Source organism: Gemmobacter aquarius (assembly GCF_003060865.1).
Lineage (GTDB): Bacteria > Pseudomonadota > Alphaproteobacteria > Rhodobacterales > Rhodobacteraceae > Paragemmobacter > Paragemmobacter aquarius.
Genome location: NZ_CP028918.1, coordinates 2671360 through 2688841, shown reverse-complemented (window position 1 = coordinate 2688841; position 17482 = coordinate 2671360). Strand labels below are relative to the sequence as shown.

15 protein-coding genes are annotated in these 17482 nt (G+C 63.8%); 5 read left to right on the top strand and 10 right to left on the bottom strand.

The window, feature by feature from the left end:
• Nucleotides 1-26: 26 nt before the first annotated feature.
• The 5 genes from HYN69_RS12955 to HYN69_RS12935 all read right to left on the bottom strand — a co-directional run bounded on the left by HYN69_RS12955 (nucleotide 27) and on the right by HYN69_RS12935 (nucleotide 5041).
• Nucleotides 27-788, bottom strand: coding sequence for an ATP-binding cassette domain-containing protein (locus tag HYN69_RS12955; RefSeq protein WP_108437198.1), 762 nt, complete (start codon nucleotides 786-788; stop codon nucleotides 27-29).
• Nucleotides 789-793: 5 nt separating this feature from the next.
• Nucleotides 794-1864, bottom strand: a complete 1071-nt coding sequence (locus HYN69_RS12950) for an ABC transporter permease (RefSeq protein WP_108437197.1) — start codon at nucleotides 1862-1864, stop codon at nucleotides 794-796.
• 108 nt (nucleotides 1865-1972) lie between these two features.
• Entirely contained in the window at nucleotides 1973-2914 is a 942-nt protein-coding gene (locus tag HYN69_RS12945; RefSeq protein ID WP_108436110.1) for a substrate-binding domain-containing protein, read from the bottom strand.
• 82 nt (nucleotides 2915-2996) lie between these two features.
• Nucleotides 2997-3740 carry a TIM barrel protein gene (locus HYN69_RS12940; protein ID WP_216824689.1) on the bottom strand — a complete coding sequence of 248 codons (744 nt, stop codon included), beginning with the start codon at nucleotides 3738-3740 and terminating at the stop codon, nucleotides 2997-2999.
• Nucleotides 3741-4003: 263 nt separating this feature from the next.
• The gene (locus HYN69_RS12935) at nucleotides 4004-5041 is read right to left on the bottom strand and encodes a LacI family DNA-binding transcriptional regulator (protein ID WP_230426400.1); all 1038 of its coding nucleotides are present in this window, start codon (nucleotides 5039-5041) and stop codon (nucleotides 4004-4006) included.
• A 151-nt stretch (nucleotides 5042-5192) separates the two neighbouring features.
• Here HYN69_RS12935 and HYN69_RS12930 point away from each other — a divergent pair, with 151 nt between their 5' ends.
• Genes HYN69_RS12930 through HYN69_RS12920 form a run of 3 tightly spaced genes read left to right on the top strand, consistent with a single transcriptional unit; the run spans nucleotide 5193 to nucleotide 7404 of the window.
• Nucleotides 5193-6278 (top strand): fatty acid desaturase family protein, encoded by a 1086-nt coding sequence (locus HYN69_RS12930; protein ID WP_108436109.1) that lies wholly within the window; start codon nucleotides 5193-5195, stop codon nucleotides 6276-6278.
• An 11-nt stretch (nucleotides 6279-6289) separates the two neighbouring features.
• Entirely contained in the window at nucleotides 6290-6604 is a 315-nt protein-coding gene (locus HYN69_RS12925; protein ID WP_108436108.1) for a MocE family 2Fe-2S type ferredoxin, read from the top strand.
• On the top strand, nucleotides 6604-7404 hold the full coding sequence (locus HYN69_RS12920) for a 3-methyl-2-oxobutanoate hydroxymethyltransferase (RefSeq protein WP_216824604.1): 801 nt from the start codon (nucleotides 6604-6606) through the stop codon (nucleotides 7402-7404). Before HYN69_RS12925 ends, HYN69_RS12920 begins: the two co-directional genes overlap by 1 nt.
• A 30-nt stretch (nucleotides 7405-7434) precedes the next feature.
• Here HYN69_RS12920 and HYN69_RS12915 read toward each other — a convergent pair whose 3' ends face one another.
• Entirely contained in the window at nucleotides 7435-9057 is a 1623-nt protein-coding gene (locus tag HYN69_RS12915) for an AMP-binding protein (RefSeq protein ID WP_108436106.1), read from the bottom strand.
• Nucleotides 9058-9160: 103 nt separating this feature from the next.
• Here HYN69_RS12915 and HYN69_RS12910 point away from each other — a divergent pair, with 103 nt between their 5' ends.
• The gene (locus HYN69_RS12910) at nucleotides 9161-10105 is read left to right on the top strand and encodes a DMT family transporter (RefSeq protein ID WP_108436105.1); all 945 of its coding nucleotides are present in this window, start codon (nucleotides 9161-9163) and stop codon (nucleotides 10103-10105) included.
• 65 nt (nucleotides 10106-10170) lie between these two features.
• Here HYN69_RS12910 and HYN69_RS12905 read toward each other — a convergent pair whose 3' ends face one another.
• The gene (locus tag HYN69_RS12905) at nucleotides 10171-10761 is read right to left on the bottom strand and encodes a thymidine kinase (RefSeq protein ID WP_108436104.1); all 591 of its coding nucleotides are present in this window, start codon (nucleotides 10759-10761) and stop codon (nucleotides 10171-10173) included.
• 159 nt (nucleotides 10762-10920) lie between these two features.
• The gene (locus HYN69_RS12900) at nucleotides 10921-12309 is read right to left on the bottom strand and encodes a DEAD/DEAH box helicase (RefSeq protein ID WP_108436103.1); all 1389 of its coding nucleotides are present in this window, start codon (nucleotides 12307-12309) and stop codon (nucleotides 10921-10923) included.
• Between the two features lie 323 nt (nucleotides 12310-12632).
• Between HYN69_RS12900 and HYN69_RS12895 the strand changes: the two genes are divergently transcribed.
• Entirely contained in the window at nucleotides 12633-13106 is a 474-nt protein-coding gene (locus tag HYN69_RS12895) for a BrnA antitoxin family protein (protein WP_159082462.1), read from the top strand.
• A gap of 2 nt (nucleotides 13107-13108) precedes the next feature.
• Here HYN69_RS12895 and HYN69_RS12890 read toward each other — a convergent pair whose 3' ends face one another.
• Together HYN69_RS12890 and carB are read right to left on the bottom strand one after the other, a co-directional pair.
• Nucleotides 13109-13942 carry an NYN domain-containing protein gene (locus HYN69_RS12890; protein ID WP_108436101.1) on the bottom strand — a complete coding sequence of 278 codons (834 nt, stop codon included), beginning with the start codon at nucleotides 13940-13942 and terminating at the stop codon, nucleotides 13109-13111.
• Nucleotides 13943-14073: 131 nt separating this feature from the next.
• Nucleotides 14074-17403, bottom strand: a complete 3330-nt coding sequence (carB, locus tag HYN69_RS12885; protein ID WP_108436100.1) for a carbamoyl-phosphate synthase large subunit — start codon at nucleotides 17401-17403, stop codon at nucleotides 14074-14076.
• Nucleotides 17404-17482 lie beyond the last annotated feature (79 nt).

The following is a 17482-nucleotide window of genomic DNA, read 5'->3' as shown; positions in this document are numbered from 1 at the left end:
CTGTGGCCCCCCTTTTGTTTCGCGGGTCAGGCGGCGGCATCGGCGCCCTTGACGCCGGTGATGTAGCTGACGATGTCGTTGCCGTCGGTTTCGTCCTTGTTCAGGCTGGCGACGATGCGGCCGCGCCGGAAGACCACGATGCGGTCCACAAGGTCGAAGACCTGACGCAGGTTGTGCGAGATCAGGATCAGTGGCACCTCGCGTTCTTTCAGCCCGCGGATGATGTTTTCGACCTGTGCGGTTTCCTGCACGCCCAAGGCGGCGGTCGGTTCGTCCATGATGACCAGCTTGCTGGCGAAAGCGGCCGTGCGGGCGATGGACACGCATTGGCGCTGGCCGCCCGACATGTTGCGGATCGGGTTGTCGACGTTGGGGATTTTCACCGCCGTGGTCTTGAGCGCTTCGAGCGTGCGTTCGCGCATCGCCTTGCGGTCGAGGATGCTGAACGGGCCGAGGCGGAACTTGAACAGCTCGCGCCCCAGAAACAGGTTCGAGGGCACGTCGAGGTCATCGGCAAGCGCGAGGGTCTGGAACACGGTTTCGATGCCGGCTTCGCGGGCTTGCAGCGGGCCTTCGAAATTCACCTCGCGCCCGTCGAAGAACACTTGGCCCGCCGATTTCTGTTCGACGGCGGTGATCTGGCGCACGAAGGTGGATTTGCCTGCGCCGTTGTCGCCCACGACGGCGACGTGTTCGCCGCGCCGCAGGATGAAGTTGGCGTCTTCCAGCGCGTGCACGCCGCCGTAGCGTTTGGTCAGGCCACGGGTTTCGAGAACGATATCATCCATTGCCATTATCCCCGCGCCCGTCCCTTTTGCCGCCATTGGTCAAGCACGACGGCGGCGACGATGATGATGCCTTTGACCATTTCCTGATAGTAGGCGTCGAGCTTCAGGAAGGTGAACCCCGAGATGATGACGCCGAAGATCAGCGCGCCGAGGCAGGTGCCGAGGATCGAGCCGCGCCCGCCTTGGAGCGACACGCCGCCGATCACGGCCATGGCGATGGCGTCGAGTTCGTACATCACGCCCATGCCCGCCTGTGCGGTCAGGTTTTTCGACGACAGCACCACGGCGGCGAGCGCGGCGAGGCCACCTGCGATGACATAGACCAGCACCTTGTGGTGTTCGGTGTTGATGCCCGACATGCGGGCCGCAGCCTCGTTCGAGCCGATGGCGTAGCAGTGTTTGCCGTATTTCGTGTAGGTCATGATGCAGTGGAACAGGATCGCCAGCACGACGAAGATCACCACGGGCATCATGCCCTTGCCGATTTCGGCGTAAGCTTCGGTCGGGAACGAGATCGGGTTGCCCTTGGACCACCATTTGGACGCGCCGCGTGCGGTCACCATCATGCCGAGCGTGGCGATGAAGGGCGGGATGCGGGTATAGGCGATCAGCGCGCCGTTGACGAAGCCCGCCGCAAGCCCGCAGCCGAGGCCGACAACGAGGGGCACGATCACCGGCAGGTCCATCGCCCAGTCGCCGAAGATGGCCTTGGGGTTGGGGTTGCCGTTGACGAGGGCGACTTGCGCGAAGCTCATGGTGACCATGGCGGTCAGGCCGACGATGGAACCCGACGACAGGTCGATCCCGCCCGAGATGATGACTTGGGTCACGCCAAGCGCGATGATGCCGACGATCGAGACTTGCAGGATGATGATCTGCAGGCGCTGTTCGTTGAACAGCGTGTCGATGTTGTCGCGGGTGTTGAACAGGAAGCTGTCGCCCATCAGCACGCGGCCAAGGATTTCGAAAGCCGCGATGATGACGAGCAGGGCGATGAAGACGTTCATCTCTTGCGGTCTGGTCCGCTTGGCCGGATCGTATTTCAGGCCGCCAAGGCCATGTGTCGTCTGGGACACGGGCTCCCCTCCCTTTGTCATCTGGATTTTGCATCATCTGCCTGCGCTGCCCCGCGCGGCAAGATAAAAGGGCGGCGCTGTGCGCGCCGCCCCCGTGATCTGTCGGGATCAGTTCTTGGCGGCGTAATCGGCCAGGTTGGCCGGAATGACCAGTTCGAACGGGATATAGACCTTTTGCTCGACCGCTTCGCCTGCGGCGAGTTTGGTCGCGGCGTCGAGTGCGCCTGCGCCCTGACCGGCGGCGTTCTGGAACACGGTCACGTCGAGGTCGCCCGCCTGCATCGCGGCAAGCGCGTCTTGGGTCGCATCCACGCCGCCGATCTGGACGGTCGCCATGTCGATGCCGGCGGCCTTGATCGCCTGGATCGCGCCGAGGGCCATTTCGTCGTTGTTGGCGATGACGCCATCGAAGGCTGCGCCGGTCGAGAGCCAGTTGGTCATCAGGTTGGTGGCTTCGTCGCGGCTCCAGTTGGCGGTCTGCTGGTCGATCACGTTGACCTTGACCTTGCACTTGCCCGCTTCGATCACGTCGTAGATGTCTTTGGTGCGCTGCACGGCGGCCTGGTTCGACAGCTCGCCCTGCATGACGTAGACGTTGACTTCGGTTTTGCCTTCGGCTGCCCAGTTGTCGCACATGGCGATGGTTTCCAGCGTGCCCGACTCTTCTTCGTTCGAGGCGACGAAAGCCTGATTGTCGGGCAGGGTGTCGACGTTGACTGGCTGGCGGTTGACGTAGACCAGCGGCACGCCTGCGGCGGCGGCAGCGTCAGACATCGCCTGCGTGGCCGAGGTGTCGACCGGGTTCACGATGATCGAGGTGACGCCCGACGCGATGAAGTTGTTGATCTGGTCGAGCTGCTTGGCAACGTCATTGCCCGCATCTTCGATCTGGACCGAAAGGCCGGCGGCATCGGCCTGCGCCTGAATGCCGTTGCGAAGGACGGTCAGGAAGTTGTCGTCGAACTTGGCCATCGAAACGCCGATGCCGTCAGCCATCGCGCTGGTACCCATCAGGGCAGCGAAACCGGCGATCATAAGGGTCTTTTTCATTGGGTCTCTCCTCCACATGTCGGTGTCCGGCACACCTTTTCTCCCTGCCGGACCGCCCGCTTCGGGGCGGTATTCCCTCCACTCAGGCGGCAACGCCGTTGCGGATGAATTGCATCGAGGCCGCAAGCGGCGCTTTCGCATCGGCCAGCGCGTGGACCGAAGGGGCGAAAGGTTCATAGCTGATCGGGCCGGTATATCCGGCGGCGCGAAGGGCACGGATCTGGGCGACGTTGCCCAGCACATCGTCGGCATCGACGAGCACGCGGTGCGGGTCGCGCATGTCGTCGAGCGGGATCATGTCCTTGACGCCCGAGACGTGGACGATTCCCGTCAGGTCGGGGAATATAGCACCGAAACCGGCCAGCGCGTGGTGGAAGGTGTCATGCACCATGAAGTAGGTGCCAACCCCGCCCACGGCATGGATCGCATCGGCCAGAACGTCCTTGTAGCGCAGCGAGCAGACGGCGAAACCAAGGGGTTCGACCATGGCTTTCAGGCCGTGGGATTTGAGCATGGGCAGCAGTTCGCGCAGCGCCGTTTCCGTAACATTGCGGCTTTCCGCACGGTCGGTCGCCACGCCATCGTTGCGCGGGATCAGGCTGATGGCTTCGGCCCCTGCGGCGACGGCGATCTGCATCAGGGCTTCGGCCTCGGCGCGTTTGGCGTCGGACCAGTCGTTGAACATCTTGACCTCGGCCAGTGCGAGGAAGCGCAGGCCACGGGATTTGACCGCGGCGCCCACGGTGGCCGGGGCGGCACCGTCAAAGAGCGGGGTGGGAAAATCGTTGCGGAATTCGACGCCGACGCAGCCGAGCGATTTGGCCAGATCGAGGAATGGCTCCCATCCGAGGCGGGGGTGGTCATGTGGTTAAGGGCGAAGGGAAGCATTCTGCAAGGGTCCTTGGTCGTCGGGGTGGCCGTTCGGGGCGGCTGTGGTTCGGACATGCCGCAGGACAGGCATAGTGGAACTTTCATTCCATCAAAGCGCTATTTGGGAGGGCAGGGAGGAAAGCCGAAGATTCATCGGGGAATCGTCGGGCTATGACGATATTTCGTCAGAAGGGCCTGCCAATCTGTTGCGGCAAAGCGTCAGAGGGATTCGGCCACGTGCAGGTTGACCGGCAAGAACACCTGCCCTGCATTTGCAGCGCCCCCGTCGCGCATGGCGCGCACCATCATGCCGAGGACTTCGTGGCACAGGTCGGGAAGGGGTGTGGCATCGACCAGCGTGACCCAGCCCTGCGCGAGGCCCGAGCGCGAATCGGTGGTGAGTTCGTTGACCACAAGTGCGACATCGCCCGGCGTGCGCGATTGCTTCAGGGCGGCGATTGCCCCCTCCATCCCGCCGCCTGCGACGTAGATGCCGCGCAGGTCGGGGTGTTTGCGCAAGAGGGCAAGCGTGGTCTCAAAGGTCAGTTGGCGGGTTTCGAGGTTGACGATCGATTCGAGCACCTCGAGGTCGGGGCGTTCTTCGCGCAGATAGGCGCGAAAGCCGGTTTCGCGCAGGTCGTGGCCGTGCCAGCGTGTGCCGCCGACGAAGATCGCGACCTTGCCGGCACCGCGTGCGGAAAGGGAAATCATCCATGCCGCCGTGCGCCCGACCTTGAGGTTGTTGAGCCCGACATAGCCCGCGCGGATGCCTTGGGCGAAATCGGACAGAAGCGAGAAGACGGGGATGCCGCGCTGTTTCAACTCGTCCACGGCGGCGGTTATTTCGGGGTGGTTGACGGCGGTGGCGGCGATCACGTCGCAGCGGTTGCCCATGGCGCGCAGCAGGCTTGCGACCTCGCTCGGGGCTTGGCTGGCCGAGAATTCTAGATCGAGTTTGCCGTTGACCGCCGGAAGGCGGCTGACGGCTGTTCGCATTTCGCGCGCCATGTTCTGGTAGAATTCTTGCCCCTGTTTGTGCAGCAAAACGCCGAAGCGGATGGTGCGGGGCGCGTCTTGGCCGGATGCCCCGGTCAGGCGGGCGGCTGCGGGGTGGCCAAGCCTGAGCGCCGCTTCGAGCACGGCGGTGCGCGTGGCGGCGGACACCTGTTCGCGCCCGTTGAGCAAACGGTCGACGGTAGCGACAGAGACACCTGCCGCCGCCGCGAGGGTGGCCATTCCGGGACGTTTCGCCATCATTTGCCTTGATGTTTTTTCGTCAGTATCATGCAGAGTTATGATGAAAATATGCGGGCGTCCAGCATTTCCTCTACACGGCGGTGGAATGATTGTTCTAAGACAGGCGCGGGGTTGGTGACCGAGGCGCCGGTTCCGAGCGGAGGAGGAAGAGATGAGCAAACGTGATTACAGCCTGCTTGGCCCCGATGGCGCGCGGGCGGTGGAAACCGGCCTTGCTGCCGCCGAGTGGTACCACACCGAGGTGCCGCGCAAGGTGATGAAAGAGTTGATGGCGCGCAGCGATGCCCCCGCGATCCGGGACACGATCCTGCTATACGGCTGCATGATCGGCTTTGCGGCGGGGGGCATTGCGCTGTGGGGAACGTGGTGGTGCGTGCCGTTCTGGCTGGCTTACGGCGTGCTTTACGGGTCGGCTTCCGACTCGCGCTGGCATGAGTGCGGGCACGGGACGGCGTTCAAGACACCGTGGATGAACGATGTGGTCTACCAGATCGCGTCCTTCATGATCATGCGGAATTCGGCGACGTGGCGCTGGAGCCATGCGCGCCACCACACCGACACCTATATCGTCGGGCGCGACCCCGAGATTGCGATCATGCGCCCGCCCGCCTTTGCCAAGCTGGTCCTTGCGTTCTTTGGCGTGCCGGATGTGATCGGGTTCTTTCCCCGCATGATCCGCAATGCGGTTTCGGGGCCGACCGCCGAGGAGCGGACGTTCGTGCCGCAATCGGAGTGGGGCAAGGTGCGGCGGGTGGCGATTGTCTACACCGTGATTTATGCCGTGACGTTGGGGCTGGCGGTTTACACGCAGTCGGTCCTGCCTTTGATGGTGGTGGGGCTGCCGCGCATGTATGGCGCGTGGCATCACATCATGACGGGGCTGTTGCAGCATGGCGGGCTGGCGGACAATGTGATCGACCACCGTCTGAACAGCCGGACGGTTTACATGAACCCCGTGTCGCGCTTCATCTACTGGAACATGAATTACCATGTGGAGCATCACATGTTCCCGATGGTGCCCTATCACGCGCTGCCGCGCCTGCATGAGGTGATCAAGCATGACCTGCCCGCGCCGAACACCTCGATCTTGCAAGCGTTCCGCGAGATGTGGCCCGCGCTGAAGCGGCAGTTGGGGAGCGAGGAGTATTTCCTGCACCGCGACCTGCCTGCGGGGGCCAAGCCTTACCGGACCGATTTCCACGTGGCCGCTTTGGGCCAAGCCATTCCTGCCGAATAAGGAAAAGACAGATGCCACAATGGGTTCGTGCCTGCGCCACCGATGATATCGATGAGGAAGACCTGATCCGCTTCGATCATGGCGGGGCGAGTTATGCGCTGTATCATTCGCCCGAGGGAAAGTTTTACGCCACGGCGGGGCTGTGCACGCATGAAAACGTGCATCTTTGCGACGGGCTGGTGATGGGGCATCTGATTGAATGTCCCAAGCACAACGGGCAGTTCGACTATCGCACCGGAGAGGCCAAGCGTGCGCCGGTCTGCGTGAACCTGAAGACCTTTGCCACCAAGGTCGAGGGCGACGACGTTTTCATCGAGGTGCCGTGATGGGCAAACGTCTGACGGTGCGCGATCTGCTGGATGCGCGGGGCAAGCACCAGTTCGCCATGCTGCGGGTCGAGACGCTGGACGAGGCCGAGGCCGCCGAGCGGGCTGGGGTAGAATTGCTGTCGGTGCCGCCTGCGATGATCATGGACCGCCGTTTCCGCGAGGTTGCCCCCACCGCTTTCGCCTTTCCGGGGGATAATTTCTACGAGATCGGGGATACGGCCGATTTCCTGCGCTGGGCCTTTCCCTTGTTCAAGAACGGGGCGGACGGGTTCTATTGCTCAGGCTCGCTTGCGACGGTGCGGGCGATGGCCGACCACGGCTTGCCGGTCTGCGGGCATGTCGGGCTGATCCCGTCAAAGGCCACATGGACCGGCGGGTTCAAGGCGGTGGGCAAGACGCTTGAGACGGCGCAACTGGTCTACCGCCAGTGCAAGGCGCTGGAGGAGGCGGGGGCTTTTGCGGTCGAGATCGAGGTGGTGCCGCATTCGATCACCGATGCGATTGCCGAAAAGACCGGATTGTTCCTGATTTCGATGGGGGCGGGGCCGGGCGGGCATGCGCAATATCTGTTCACCGACGACGTGCTGGGCCAGACCAAGGGCCGCGTGCCGCGCCATGCCAAGGTTTACGCCGATTTCGCCGCCGAACACGCCCGTCTGCAAGAGATGCGGGTGAGGGCGATGACGGCTTTTGCGAGCGACGTTCACAAGGGGCACTACCCCGCGCCGCAATACATGGTCGACAGCGACCCCGAGGTGGTGGCCGAGTTCCGCGACTGGCTGGACAGTCAGGACTGAGGGTTAGGACTTAAGGTCTGGGCTGATCGGTCAGGGTTGGCCGATCAGCTTGGCTACGGCGCGGAGTTCGAACTTCTGGATCTTGCCGGTCGAGGTTTTGGGCAGCTCGGCAAAGACGATGTGTTTGGGGGTTTTGAACCCGGCGAGGCGGGTGCGGCAATGGGCGATCAGGTCGGCCTCGGTCGCGGTCTGTCCGGCCTTGAGTTCGACGAAGGCGCAAGGCACCTCGCCCCATTTGTCGTCGGGCTTGGCGACCACGGCGCAGAGCGAAACGGCGGGGTGGTGCATGAGGGCGCCTTCGACCTCGACCGAGGACACGTTTTCGCCGCCGGAAATGATGATGTCTTTGGCGCGGTCGGTGATCTTGATGTAGCCATCGGTGTGCTGGAAGGCGATGTCGCCTGACCGGAACCAGCCGCCCTTGAACGCCTCGCGCGTGGCGGTCGGGTTCTTGTAGTAGCCTTTCATCACCATATTGCCACGCATGGCGATTTCGCCAAGGTGCTGGCCGTCACGCGGGACGGGGTGGCCGTGGGTGTCATGCACTTCGGCCCCTTCGAGCATCGGCATGGCGACACCGGTGCGGGCCTTGAGTGCGGCGCGGTCGGTGGTGTCGTCCCAGTCGGGTTTCCATGTGCATTCGGTGGCCGGGCCGTAGGTCTCGGTCAGGCCGTAGACTTGCGTCACGTTGAAGCCGAGGGGTTCGAAGGCTGCAAGGGTGGCGGCGGGGGGCGGTGCGCCTGCGGTAAAGACCTCGACCGTGTGGGCGAAGGGGCGGCGGTCGGATTCGGGGGCGTTGATCATGGTGTTCAGCACGATGGGTGCGCCGCCGAAATGGGTGACGCCTTCGTCGGCGATGGCGTCATAGATGGCTTTCGCGGTGATGTCGCGGCAGCATACCAGCGTGCCGCCAAGGATGGGGACCATCCAGGTGTGGGTCCAGCCGTTGCAATGGAACAGGGGAACGATTGTCAGGTAGACGGGGAACAGCACCATGCGCCATGACAGGATATTGGCCGTGGCCGACAGGTAGGCGCCGCGGTGGTGGTAGACCACGCCCTTGGGCCGGCCTGTGGTGCCCGAGGTGTAGTTGATCGCGATGGATTCCCATTCGTCATCGGGCAGGGTCCATGGCGCGTCGGGGTCGCCCTGGGACAGCAGGGCTTCGTAGGTGAGGTAATGGCCGGATGCGGCAAAGCCGTGATCGACCACCTCGACGATCTGCGGGGCGGGGCCTTCCATCCGTTTGATCGCGTCTTCCGCGAGGGGCAGGAAAGCGGTGTCGCAAAGCACGATTCTGGCGCCTGCGTGGGCGAAGATATAGGCGACCGTGTCGGGGTCGAGGCGGGTGTTGATGGTGTTGAGAACAGCGCCTGCGGCGGGGACGCCGAAATGTGCTTCGGCCTGCTGCGGGATGTTGGGGATCAGGGTGGCGACCACGTCACCGGGGGCGATGCCGTGGCGGGCAAGGGCCGAGGCGAGGCGCGAGACGCGGGCGGCGTATTGGGCATAGGTCAGACGGGTCGATTTCCACACCACGGCGGTGCGGTCGGCGTGGATATCGGCGGCACGTTTCAGAAACGACAGCGGCGTGAGGGGCGTGTAATTCGCCGCGCATTTTTCCAGACCCGTTTCGTCGGCCAGCCAACCCATTATGATAATCCCCCCGATATGACCCGCGCCTTGTCGCTTTCAGACAGGCATGGGCGAGGTTAGCAGGCTTCATCGGGATTGCGAGAGTTTGAAAGGCGAAGCGATGACGAATCCCGACAGGACGCTGGCTGCGGCGGGGCTGATACTGGTCTATGCCATGATCATCGGCTTTACCGACAACTACGTGCGGGTGATCGCGGCCGAGGCGGGGCTTTGGCAGTTCCACTTTACGCGGACCTGCATGGCGATGGTCATCCTCGGGGTTGCGGCGGTGCCTTTGGGGCTGCGCTTGCGTCCGGTGAACCTGCGGGCGGTGGTGGCGCGGTCGGCGATCCACGGCTGCGCGATGGTGATCTATTTCGGGGCGCTGGCGTTCCTCGATGTGGCGCTGGTCGCGGCGGGGCTGTTCACCGCGCCGATCTGGGTGCTGCTGATCTCGCGCTTTGCTTACGGCCAGCGGTTCGGGCCGGTGCAGATTTTGGCGGTGGTGACAGGGTTTGCGGGGGTCATCCTTGTGCTCGGCCCCGAGGCGATGACGGGCGCGTCACTGCCTGCGGTGCTGCCGGTGCTGGCGGGGGCGCTGTATGCGATGGGCAATATCGCAACGCGCGAATGGTGCGCCGAGGAGAGTGCAGGGACGCTTGTCGGCGGGTTCTTCGTGGCGCTGGGGCTGATCGGGGCGGTGGGGATGGCGGTGCTGACCGTTGCGCCCATGGTGGTGCCGGAAGGGACCGCGGGGTTCCTGCAACGCGGGCCGGTCTGGCCGTCGGGCGAGTTCTACTTCTGGACCTTTGTGCAGGCAGCGGGGTCGCTTCTGGGGGTGGCCACGATGATACGGGCCTATCAGATCACCGATGCGAGCCGCGCTTCGGTGCTGGAATATGTGATCCTGCCGGCGTCGGCGTTCTGGACATGGGCACTTTGGGGGACGGGGCTGGCACCGCTTGCGGTGGCGGGGATGGTGCTGATCGTGGCGGCGGGATCGATGATCGCGCTGCGGGCGAAGACTGTGGAAGCGCCGGCGGGGGTGGGTGAACCCCGCGCCTGAGGGGCGCGGGAACCACCCACCCTACGGTGCGGTGGTAGGGTGGGTGGTTCCGCGCTTGCGCGGGTTCACCCACCGCTGGTGTCGCCGGTCGCTTCGCGCCAGTGTTTGCGGCAGAGGCTGACATAGGTTTCGTTCCCGCCGATCACCACCTGTTCGCCTGCCGTGAGCGCGCGGCCGTCGGGGCCGCGGCGGATGACCATGGTGGCCTTCTTGCCGCAGTGGCAGATCGTTCGGACCTCGCGCATTTCATCCGCCCATGCCAGCAGGGCCGCCGAGCCGGGGAAGAGGTTGCCCTGGAAATCGACGCGCAGGCCGTAGCACATCACCGGCGTCTTGAGGTCGTCGACGGCGCGGGCGAGTTGCCAGACCTGGTCTTTGGACAGGAATTGCGCCTCGTCTATGAAGACGCAGGCGACGGGGCCTTGGCGCAAGCGGGCGACGATCTTGGCGTAGAGGTCCTCGCCGGGGGCGAAGGTGTCGGCGTCTTCGCCGATGCCGATACGTGAGGCGATGCGACCTTGGCCTGCGCGGTTGTCGAATTGCGCGGTGACGAGATAGGTCGCCATGCCGCCTTCGCGGTAGTTATGCGCGGCCTGGAGGAGCAGGGTCGATTTGCCTGCGTTCATCGTCGAGTAGTGGAAGTAGAGCTTTGCCATGCGGGCGGATTAGCGCATCGCATCGCCGCGCGAAAGAGGCGGGACGCGCCGAGAGGGGCGGCCCGTTCCCGCGCGGTGGCGAGGGCTGCCTGCCGCGCAAGACGAGTATTTGGGCAAAGGTGAAGGGGCAGGGTTCAGCCCGCCCCTTCGAACCATGGATCAGGCCGGACGGCGGTTTTGCTGCGGGCGGCTGTGTTTGGCGCCTTGGGGTGCACCTGCGCGGTTCGGGCTTTGGCCGCCGCCCATGGGGCGGGCGGGTTTGGCGCCCTGGGGTTTGCCAGCGGGTTTGCCCTCGCCACGGGGGGCGAAGGATTTTTGCGCCTGACCTTGGGCTTTGGGTTGGCCGGGGCGGCCGCCGCCTGCGGGGCGTTGGCCGCGGTTCTGGCCGGGTTTGGGGGCGGCTGCCACCATTTCGGCCGACCAAGGCGCGCCGCCGATGATCGGGATGGGCTTTTTCATCACCTTTTCGATGGCGCGGAGTTCGTCCATCTCGGCGGGCGCGCAGAAGGCCACGGCGGTGCCTTCGGCGCCTGCGCGGGCGGTGCGGCCGATGCGGTGGACGTAGTTTTCCGGCACGTTGGGCAGGTCGTGGTTGTAGACGTGGCGCACACCGGGAATGTCGATGCCGCGGGCGGCGACATCGGTGGCCACCAGCACGTCAAGTTCTCCGTTGCGGAATTCGGTCAGGGTGCGGTCGCGCTGGTTCTGGCTTTTGTTGCCGTGGATCGAGCCGACCTTGAAGCCCCAGACGGCCAGCAGTTTCGACAGTTTTTCCGAGCCATGCTTGGTACGGCCAAACACGAGCGCCTGCTCGCCGGGGTGCTTTTTCAGGTATTCCTCGAGCAGGCGGGCCTTGTCGCCGTTGGGGATGAAGTGGACGCCCTGGACGATCTTTTCGATGGGTTTTCCGGGGGTTGCGACCTGCACGCGGACCGGATCGCGCAGGTAGGTGTCGGCGATTTCCTCGATGTCCTTGGGCATGGTTGCCGAGAACAGCAGGGTCTGGCGCTTGACCGGAATGTGTTTGGCGATGCGGCGCAGGGCGTGGATGAAGCCCATGTCGAGCATGTGGTCAGCCTCGTCCAGCACGAGGTAACCTGTGGCTTGCAGGTCGACGTCGCCGCGTTCCAGAAGGTCGATCAACCGGCCGGGGGTGGCGACCAGCACATCGGCGCCGCGGGCGAGGTTCATCGCCTGACGGTTCAGCGAGGCGCCGCCGACGACCATGATGACCTTGGCGGAAGTGCCTTTGGTGAAAACGGTAAGGTTATCATGGATTTGCGTGACCAACTCGCGCGTGGGGGCAAGGATCAGGGCGCGCACGGTGCGCGGCGCGGGCGGGTGGCCGAGATCAAGGATGCGGTGCAGAAGCGGCAGGCCGAAGGCGGCGGTCTTGCCGGTGCCGGTTTGCGCCAGACCCATCAGGTCGCGGCCCTTCATGATATGCGGGATCGACTGTGCCTGAATCGGCGTCGGTTCCTTGAGGTTGGTTTTTTCGAGTGCTTTCAATAGCTTGGCCGAAAGGCCGAGGTCAGCGAAGGTGGTCATGTCAATGTCTTTCCTGCCCGTGCTTTACGGGCCAAGGGGGCCACATGGCGTGGCCGGTTGCAGGTCGGGCGCGACGCAAAATCGCGCGGAACCCCTGCGTGAAGGTGGGAACCTTTGGCCCGGTCTGTCTCCCCGTGCGGGGGCTGCTCACGCGGCAGCGGAGGGCGGGCGTGGGGGGCAGATGGGGCTTTTGGTCGCCCATGTCAAGCGTGGTGATTTCAGGATGCACGGATGCACAACCGATGCAGACGCGCAAAACGCTGCGTTAGGGCGGCGTTTACCCTTTGCGGGCAGGGTTTGGCGCTGGCATGTGCGGGGGCGGAATGGTCGAATTGAAGAAGCTGAAGGGGCGGCGGGCGGAGCACTACCATTACATGGCCGATGCGATGCGGCGGCTGGAATGGGACCTGCACCACACCATCGAAGCGACGAGCCGCGTGCCTGACGAATGGCACGAGATCGCGGCGCGGCGGCACCCCAAGGCCAAGGTGCGGATGACGGTTGGCATCGACGAGGATGTGGTGCGGTTCTTCAAGTCGATGGGACCGGGGCACGGACCAAGAATGAACGAGGTGCTGCGGTCCTTCATGCATGCGCGTCTGGCGGGTGTGGTGCGGGGGGGCGAGACCTCGCCCTGGTATGCGCGCTCGCAAGACCAGTATGCGGGGCCAAGGCCGATGTGGGGCGCGCTGGTGCATGCGCTGGAGGGGGGAGAGGCGTCGGAGGCGGCGGTCGAGGCCGAGGCGCAACTGCTGATGGAAGAGGCGCTGCGGTTGGGGCGGTTGGAGGAGGGTTGAGGTCACATGGATTGAAGTCGGGCTCGGAATTTGTCGCGATACGCGGATCGCTCGGATGGCGTGAGGTCGCTACCTTGCAGGCTTTTCAGCCTGCCGAGAGCAGGGCGGTCCAGTTCGGGTGGAATACTGCCAGCACCGGCCTTGAAGGCGCGAAGCGCCGAGGCCAGCTTATCCGGATCAAATGAGTCAAGCGTTTCTGCAATGGCTTGGTCGGCCAGACTGGTCTGGTCCGGCGACGTGAGTGTCGCTTCGGCTGTCGCAGTCGGGGTGACGTGGGTTTCACCTTCGTTGGAGGCCGGTTTGATCGTCAGGAGACGAGAAATGACAGACTCATCGAATTCATGATGGGTATCGGCTTCTTGGATCAGGTCCGGCGACTGAGACCCACGAGCAGGTTTGATGCCCAGAAGATGCACTTGAACACCAAATGTCTGGGCGATCTGAACACCGATCCGGATATCTTCATCACCCGATACAAGAACTGCGTTTGTGATGGCGCGATTGCGGGCGAGGTCGATGAGGTCGGTTACGATGAGGGAGTCGACACCTTTTTGCTCGCCTTTACTGTTCACCACGCCGAGACGCAGTTTTGTGTAGGAGGCGCTGGCGACCTGTTCTTGCTCGGCAGTCATTCGAGCGCTGCGTTGCAATCCATCATACCAGTAAATTCTGAGCAGCCTGCTTTCAGGCGCAATCGCCCGGCACAATTCCTTAAGCTGGGCAATGGTTTGGTCTATGTCGAGAAGGAGTGTTGCGCGTGGCTGTTTACTGCCGGCGAGCAAAACAGACGCTTGGGCATAAAGATAGCCTGCGTCGACAAAGACAGCGGTCTGCATTTTTCACTCACACCAAACACTACATACGAAAAAGGGCACCCGCAGGTGCCCCTAGATAGGTGCCGCAACATAAATGGCTGCGCGCAACAATGAAGTAGCAAAAGGCTTGAGCTTTTTCAAGCCTGATCTTTTCACCCCTGCAACGTCCGCACCCCATACCCTTCGCCCCGGGCCTTCATCGCGGCGACGGCGGCGATGCTGGCTGCGGCGGTGGTGAAGTAGGGGATCTTGTCCATTAGCGCCACGCGGCGGATGTCGCGGCTGTCGGCGATGGCTTGGGTGCCTTCGGTGGTGTTCAGCACCAGCGCGATGTCGCTGTCTTTCAGGCGGTCGACGATGTTCGGGCGGCCCTCGTAGACCTTGTTCACGGCTTCGGCCTTTATGCCTTGGGCTTTCAGCCAGTCGCCGGTGCCTTTTGTGACCACCAGTTCAAAGCCCATGGCCACAAGATCGCGGGCGGCATTGGCCAGCGCTTCGGTCTTGTCCATGTCCTTGACCGACAAGAAGACGCGGCCGGATTCGGGCAGGATGGTGCCTGCGCCCATCTGTGCCTTGAGGAAGGCCAGCGCAAAAGTGCGGTCCCAGCCCATGACTTCGCCGGTCGAGCGCATTTCGGGGCCGAGCAGGGGGTCGACGCCGGGGAAGCGGGCGAAGGGGAGAACGGCCTCTTTCACGCTGAACCACGGGGTGATGGGGTCGGCGAGCGTGTTGGGGTCGGCCAAGGGGAGCGGGCTGTCGGGGCCGACGCCTGCGGGGTAGGGGGCGCGGAGCGGGAAGTTCGAGAGCGGCTCGCCTGCCATGAGGCGGGCTGCGATGGTGGCGATGGCGCTGTCGGTCGCTTTGGCGACGAAGGGTACGGTGCGCGAGGCGCGGGGGTTGACCTCGAGAACGTAGATCGTGCCGTCCTTGATGGCGAATTGCACGTTCATCAGGCCCACGACGTTCAGCGCGAGGGCCATGACGACGGTCTGGCGTTTGAGTTCTGCGATGGTCTCGGCGTTGAGGGAATGGGGGGGGAGGCAGCAGGCACTATCGCCCGAGTGGACGCCCGCTTCCTCGATATGTTCCATGATGCCTGCGACGTGGACGTGTTTGCCGTCGGACAGGGCATCGACATCGACCTCGATCGCGTTGGAGAGGTAGCTGTCGAGCAGAACGGGGCTGTCGCCTGACACGTTCACGGCGGTGGCGATGTATCGTTCTAGCTGTTCGTCGGAGCGGACGATCTCCATCGCGCGGCCACCCAGCACGAAGGAGGGGCGGATCACGAGCGGGTAACCCACGTCTTTGGCTACGGCAAAGGCTTCGTCGCGCGAGCGGGCGGTGCCGTTGTGGGGTTGTTTCAACCCCAGTTTTTGGAGGAGGCCCTGAAAGCGTTCGCGGTCTTCGGCGAGGTCGATGGCGTCGGGGGTGGTCCCCAGGATCGGGATGCCTTCGGCGTGGAGCGCGTTGGCGAGTTTGAGGGGGGTCTGGCCGCCGAATTGTACGATGACGCCGTGGAGCGTGCCGTTGTCTTGCTCGACCCGCAGGATTTCTAGCACGTGTTCGAGGGTAAGCGGTTCGAAGTAAAGGCGGTCGGACGTGTCGTAGTCGGTCGAGACGGTTTCGGGGTTGCAGTTGATCATGATGGTTTCATAGCCCGCCGCGGTGAGGGCGTAGCAGGCGTGGACGCAGCAGTAATCGAATTCGATCCCCTGACCGATGCGGTTGGGGCCGCCGCCGAGGATGACGACCTTTTTCGCGTTCGAGGGGCGGGCTTCGCATTCCACATCGCCCATCACGGGCATTTCGTAGGTGGAATACATGTAGGGGGTTTGCGCCTCGAATTCGGCGGCGCAGGTGTCGATGCGTTTGAAGACGGCGACCACACCGAGGTTGCGGCGGGCGCGGCGGACTTGCGCCTCGTCCCGGCCGGTGAGTTTGGCGAGGCGGGCGTCGGTGAAGCCGAAGATCTTCAGCCGACGCAGGCCGGCGGCGTCGAGCGGCAGGCCGTCGCGGCGGACCTGTGCCTCGATGTCGATGATTTCGCGGATGCGGGAAAGGAACCACGGGTCGAAGGCGGTGGCGGACTGGATTTCGTCATCGGAAAGGCCGTGACGCATGGCTTGGGCGATGACGCGGATGCGGTCGGGGGTTTGTTGCGACAGTGCCTTGATGACGGCGGCTTTGTCGGGGGCGCCCGATATGGCGATTTCGTCAAATCCGGTGAGGCCGGTTTCAAGCGACGCCAGCGCCTTTTGCAGCGATTCGTGGATGGTGCGGCCGATGGCCATGACCTCGCCCACCGATTTCATGGCGGTCGTCAGGTTGGGTTCGGAGCCGGGGAATTTTTCGAAGGCGAAGCGCGGGATCTTGGTCACGACATAGTCGATCGACGGCTCGAACGAGGCGGGGGTGACCTTGGTGATGTCGTTGTCAAGCTCGTCCAGCGTGTAGCCGATGGCGAGTTTGGCGGCGATTTTCGCGATGGGGAAGCCGGTGGCTTTGGAGGCCAGCGCCGAGGAGCGCGACACGCGGGGGTTCATCTCGATCACGACCATGCGGCCATCGGCGGGGTTGATCGCCCATTGCACGTTGGAGCCGCCGGTTTCCACCCCGATCTCGCGCAGGACGGCGATGGAGCCGTTTCGCATGATCTGGTATTCTTTATCCGTCAGGGTCAGGGCGGGGGCCACGGTGATGCTGTCGCCGGTGTGCACGCCCATCGGGTCGATGTTTTCGATGGCGCAGACGATGATCGCGTTGTCCTTGCGGTCGCGCACCACCTCCATCTCGAATTCCTTCCAGCCGAGGAGGGATTCGTCGATGAGCACCTGCGCCATGGGCGAGGCTTCGAGACCGGAGCGGACGATGGCTTCGTAATCGTCGCGGTTATAGGCGACGCCGCCGCCGGTGCCGCCGAGGGTGAAGGCGGGGCGGATGATGGCGGGCAGGCCCACGTATTCCAGCGCCTCGACCGCTTCGCGGATGCCTGCGGCGATGTCGTATTTTCCCGAGGGCAGTTTCGGGGCGGCGATGATCGTGGCTTTGGGGTTTTCAAGGCCGATGCGGTCCATCGCTTCGCGGAAAAGCTTGCGGTCTTCGGCCATTTCGATGGCGTGGCGGTTGGCGCCGATCATCTGGACGTTGAATTTCGCCAGCACGCCAAGGTCGTCGAGCGCCAGCGCCGTGTTCAGCGCGGTCTGGCCGCCCATGGTGGGCAAAAGCGCGTCGGGGCGTTCTTTTTCGATGATCTTGGCGACGACTTCGGGGGTGATCGGTTCGATATAGGTGGCGTCTGCCAGCCCCGGATCGGTCATGATGGTGGCGGGGTTCGAGTTGACGAGGATGACGCGGTAGCCTTCCTCGCGCAGGGCCTTGCACGCTTGCGCGCCCGAGTAGTCGAATTCGCAGGCCTGTCCGATGACGATGGGACCGGCTCCGATGATCATGATCGAGGAGATGTCGGTTCTTTTCGGCATTTTTCTGTCCCGCATGTGCCAGCCCGCTGCAATGTGCGGCGGGTGGTGGATTCGACCAATCTGCAAATTGACGGGGGTT

Excerpts from the sequence above, each read along its gene's own strand:
- HYN69_RS12910 (WP_108436105.1), top strand. The coding sequence starts at position 9,161 with ATGACGAATCCCGACAGGACGCTGGCTGCGGCGGGGCTGATACTGGTC.
- HYN69_RS12930 (WP_108436109.1), top strand. The coding sequence starts at position 5,193 with ATGAGCAAACGTGATTACAGCCTGCTTGGCCCCGATGGCGCGCGGGCG.
- carB (WP_108436100.1), bottom strand. The coding sequence starts at position 17,403 with ATGCCGAAAAGAACCGACATCTCCTCGATCATGATCATCGGAGCCGGT.
- HYN69_RS12905 (WP_108436104.1), bottom strand. The coding sequence starts at position 10,761 with ATGGCAAAGCTCTACTTCCACTACTCGACGATGAACGCAGGCAAATCG.
- HYN69_RS12955 (WP_108437198.1), bottom strand. The coding sequence starts at position 788 with ATGGATGATATCGTTCTCGAAACCCGTGGCCTGACCAAACGCTACGGC.
- HYN69_RS12890 (WP_108436101.1), bottom strand. The coding sequence starts at position 13,942 with ATGCAGACCGCTGTCTTTGTCGACGCAGGCTATCTTTATGCCCAAGCG.
- HYN69_RS12935 (WP_230426400.1), bottom strand. The coding sequence starts at position 5,041 with ATGATGGCGAAACGTCCCGGAATGGCCACCCTCGCGGCGGCGGCAGGT.
- HYN69_RS12895 (WP_159082462.1), top strand. The coding sequence starts at position 12,633 with ATGGTCGAATTGAAGAAGCTGAAGGGGCGGCGGGCGGAGCACTACCAT.
- HYN69_RS12945 (WP_108436110.1), bottom strand. The coding sequence starts at position 2,914 with ATGAAAAAGACCCTTATGATCGCCGGTTTCGCTGCCCTGATGGGTACC.
- HYN69_RS12925 (WP_108436108.1), top strand. The coding sequence starts at position 6,290 with ATGCCACAATGGGTTCGTGCCTGCGCCACCGATGATATCGATGAGGAA.
- HYN69_RS12900 (WP_108436103.1), bottom strand. The coding sequence starts at position 12,309 with ATGACCACCTTCGCTGACCTCGGCCTTTCGGCCAAGCTATTGAAAGCA.
- HYN69_RS12915 (WP_108436106.1), bottom strand. The coding sequence starts at position 9,057 with ATGGGTTGGCTGGCCGACGAAACGGGTCTGGAAAAATGCGCGGCGAAT.
- HYN69_RS12920 (WP_216824604.1), top strand. The coding sequence starts at position 6,604 with ATGGGCAAACGTCTGACGGTGCGCGATCTGCTGGATGCGCGGGGCAAG.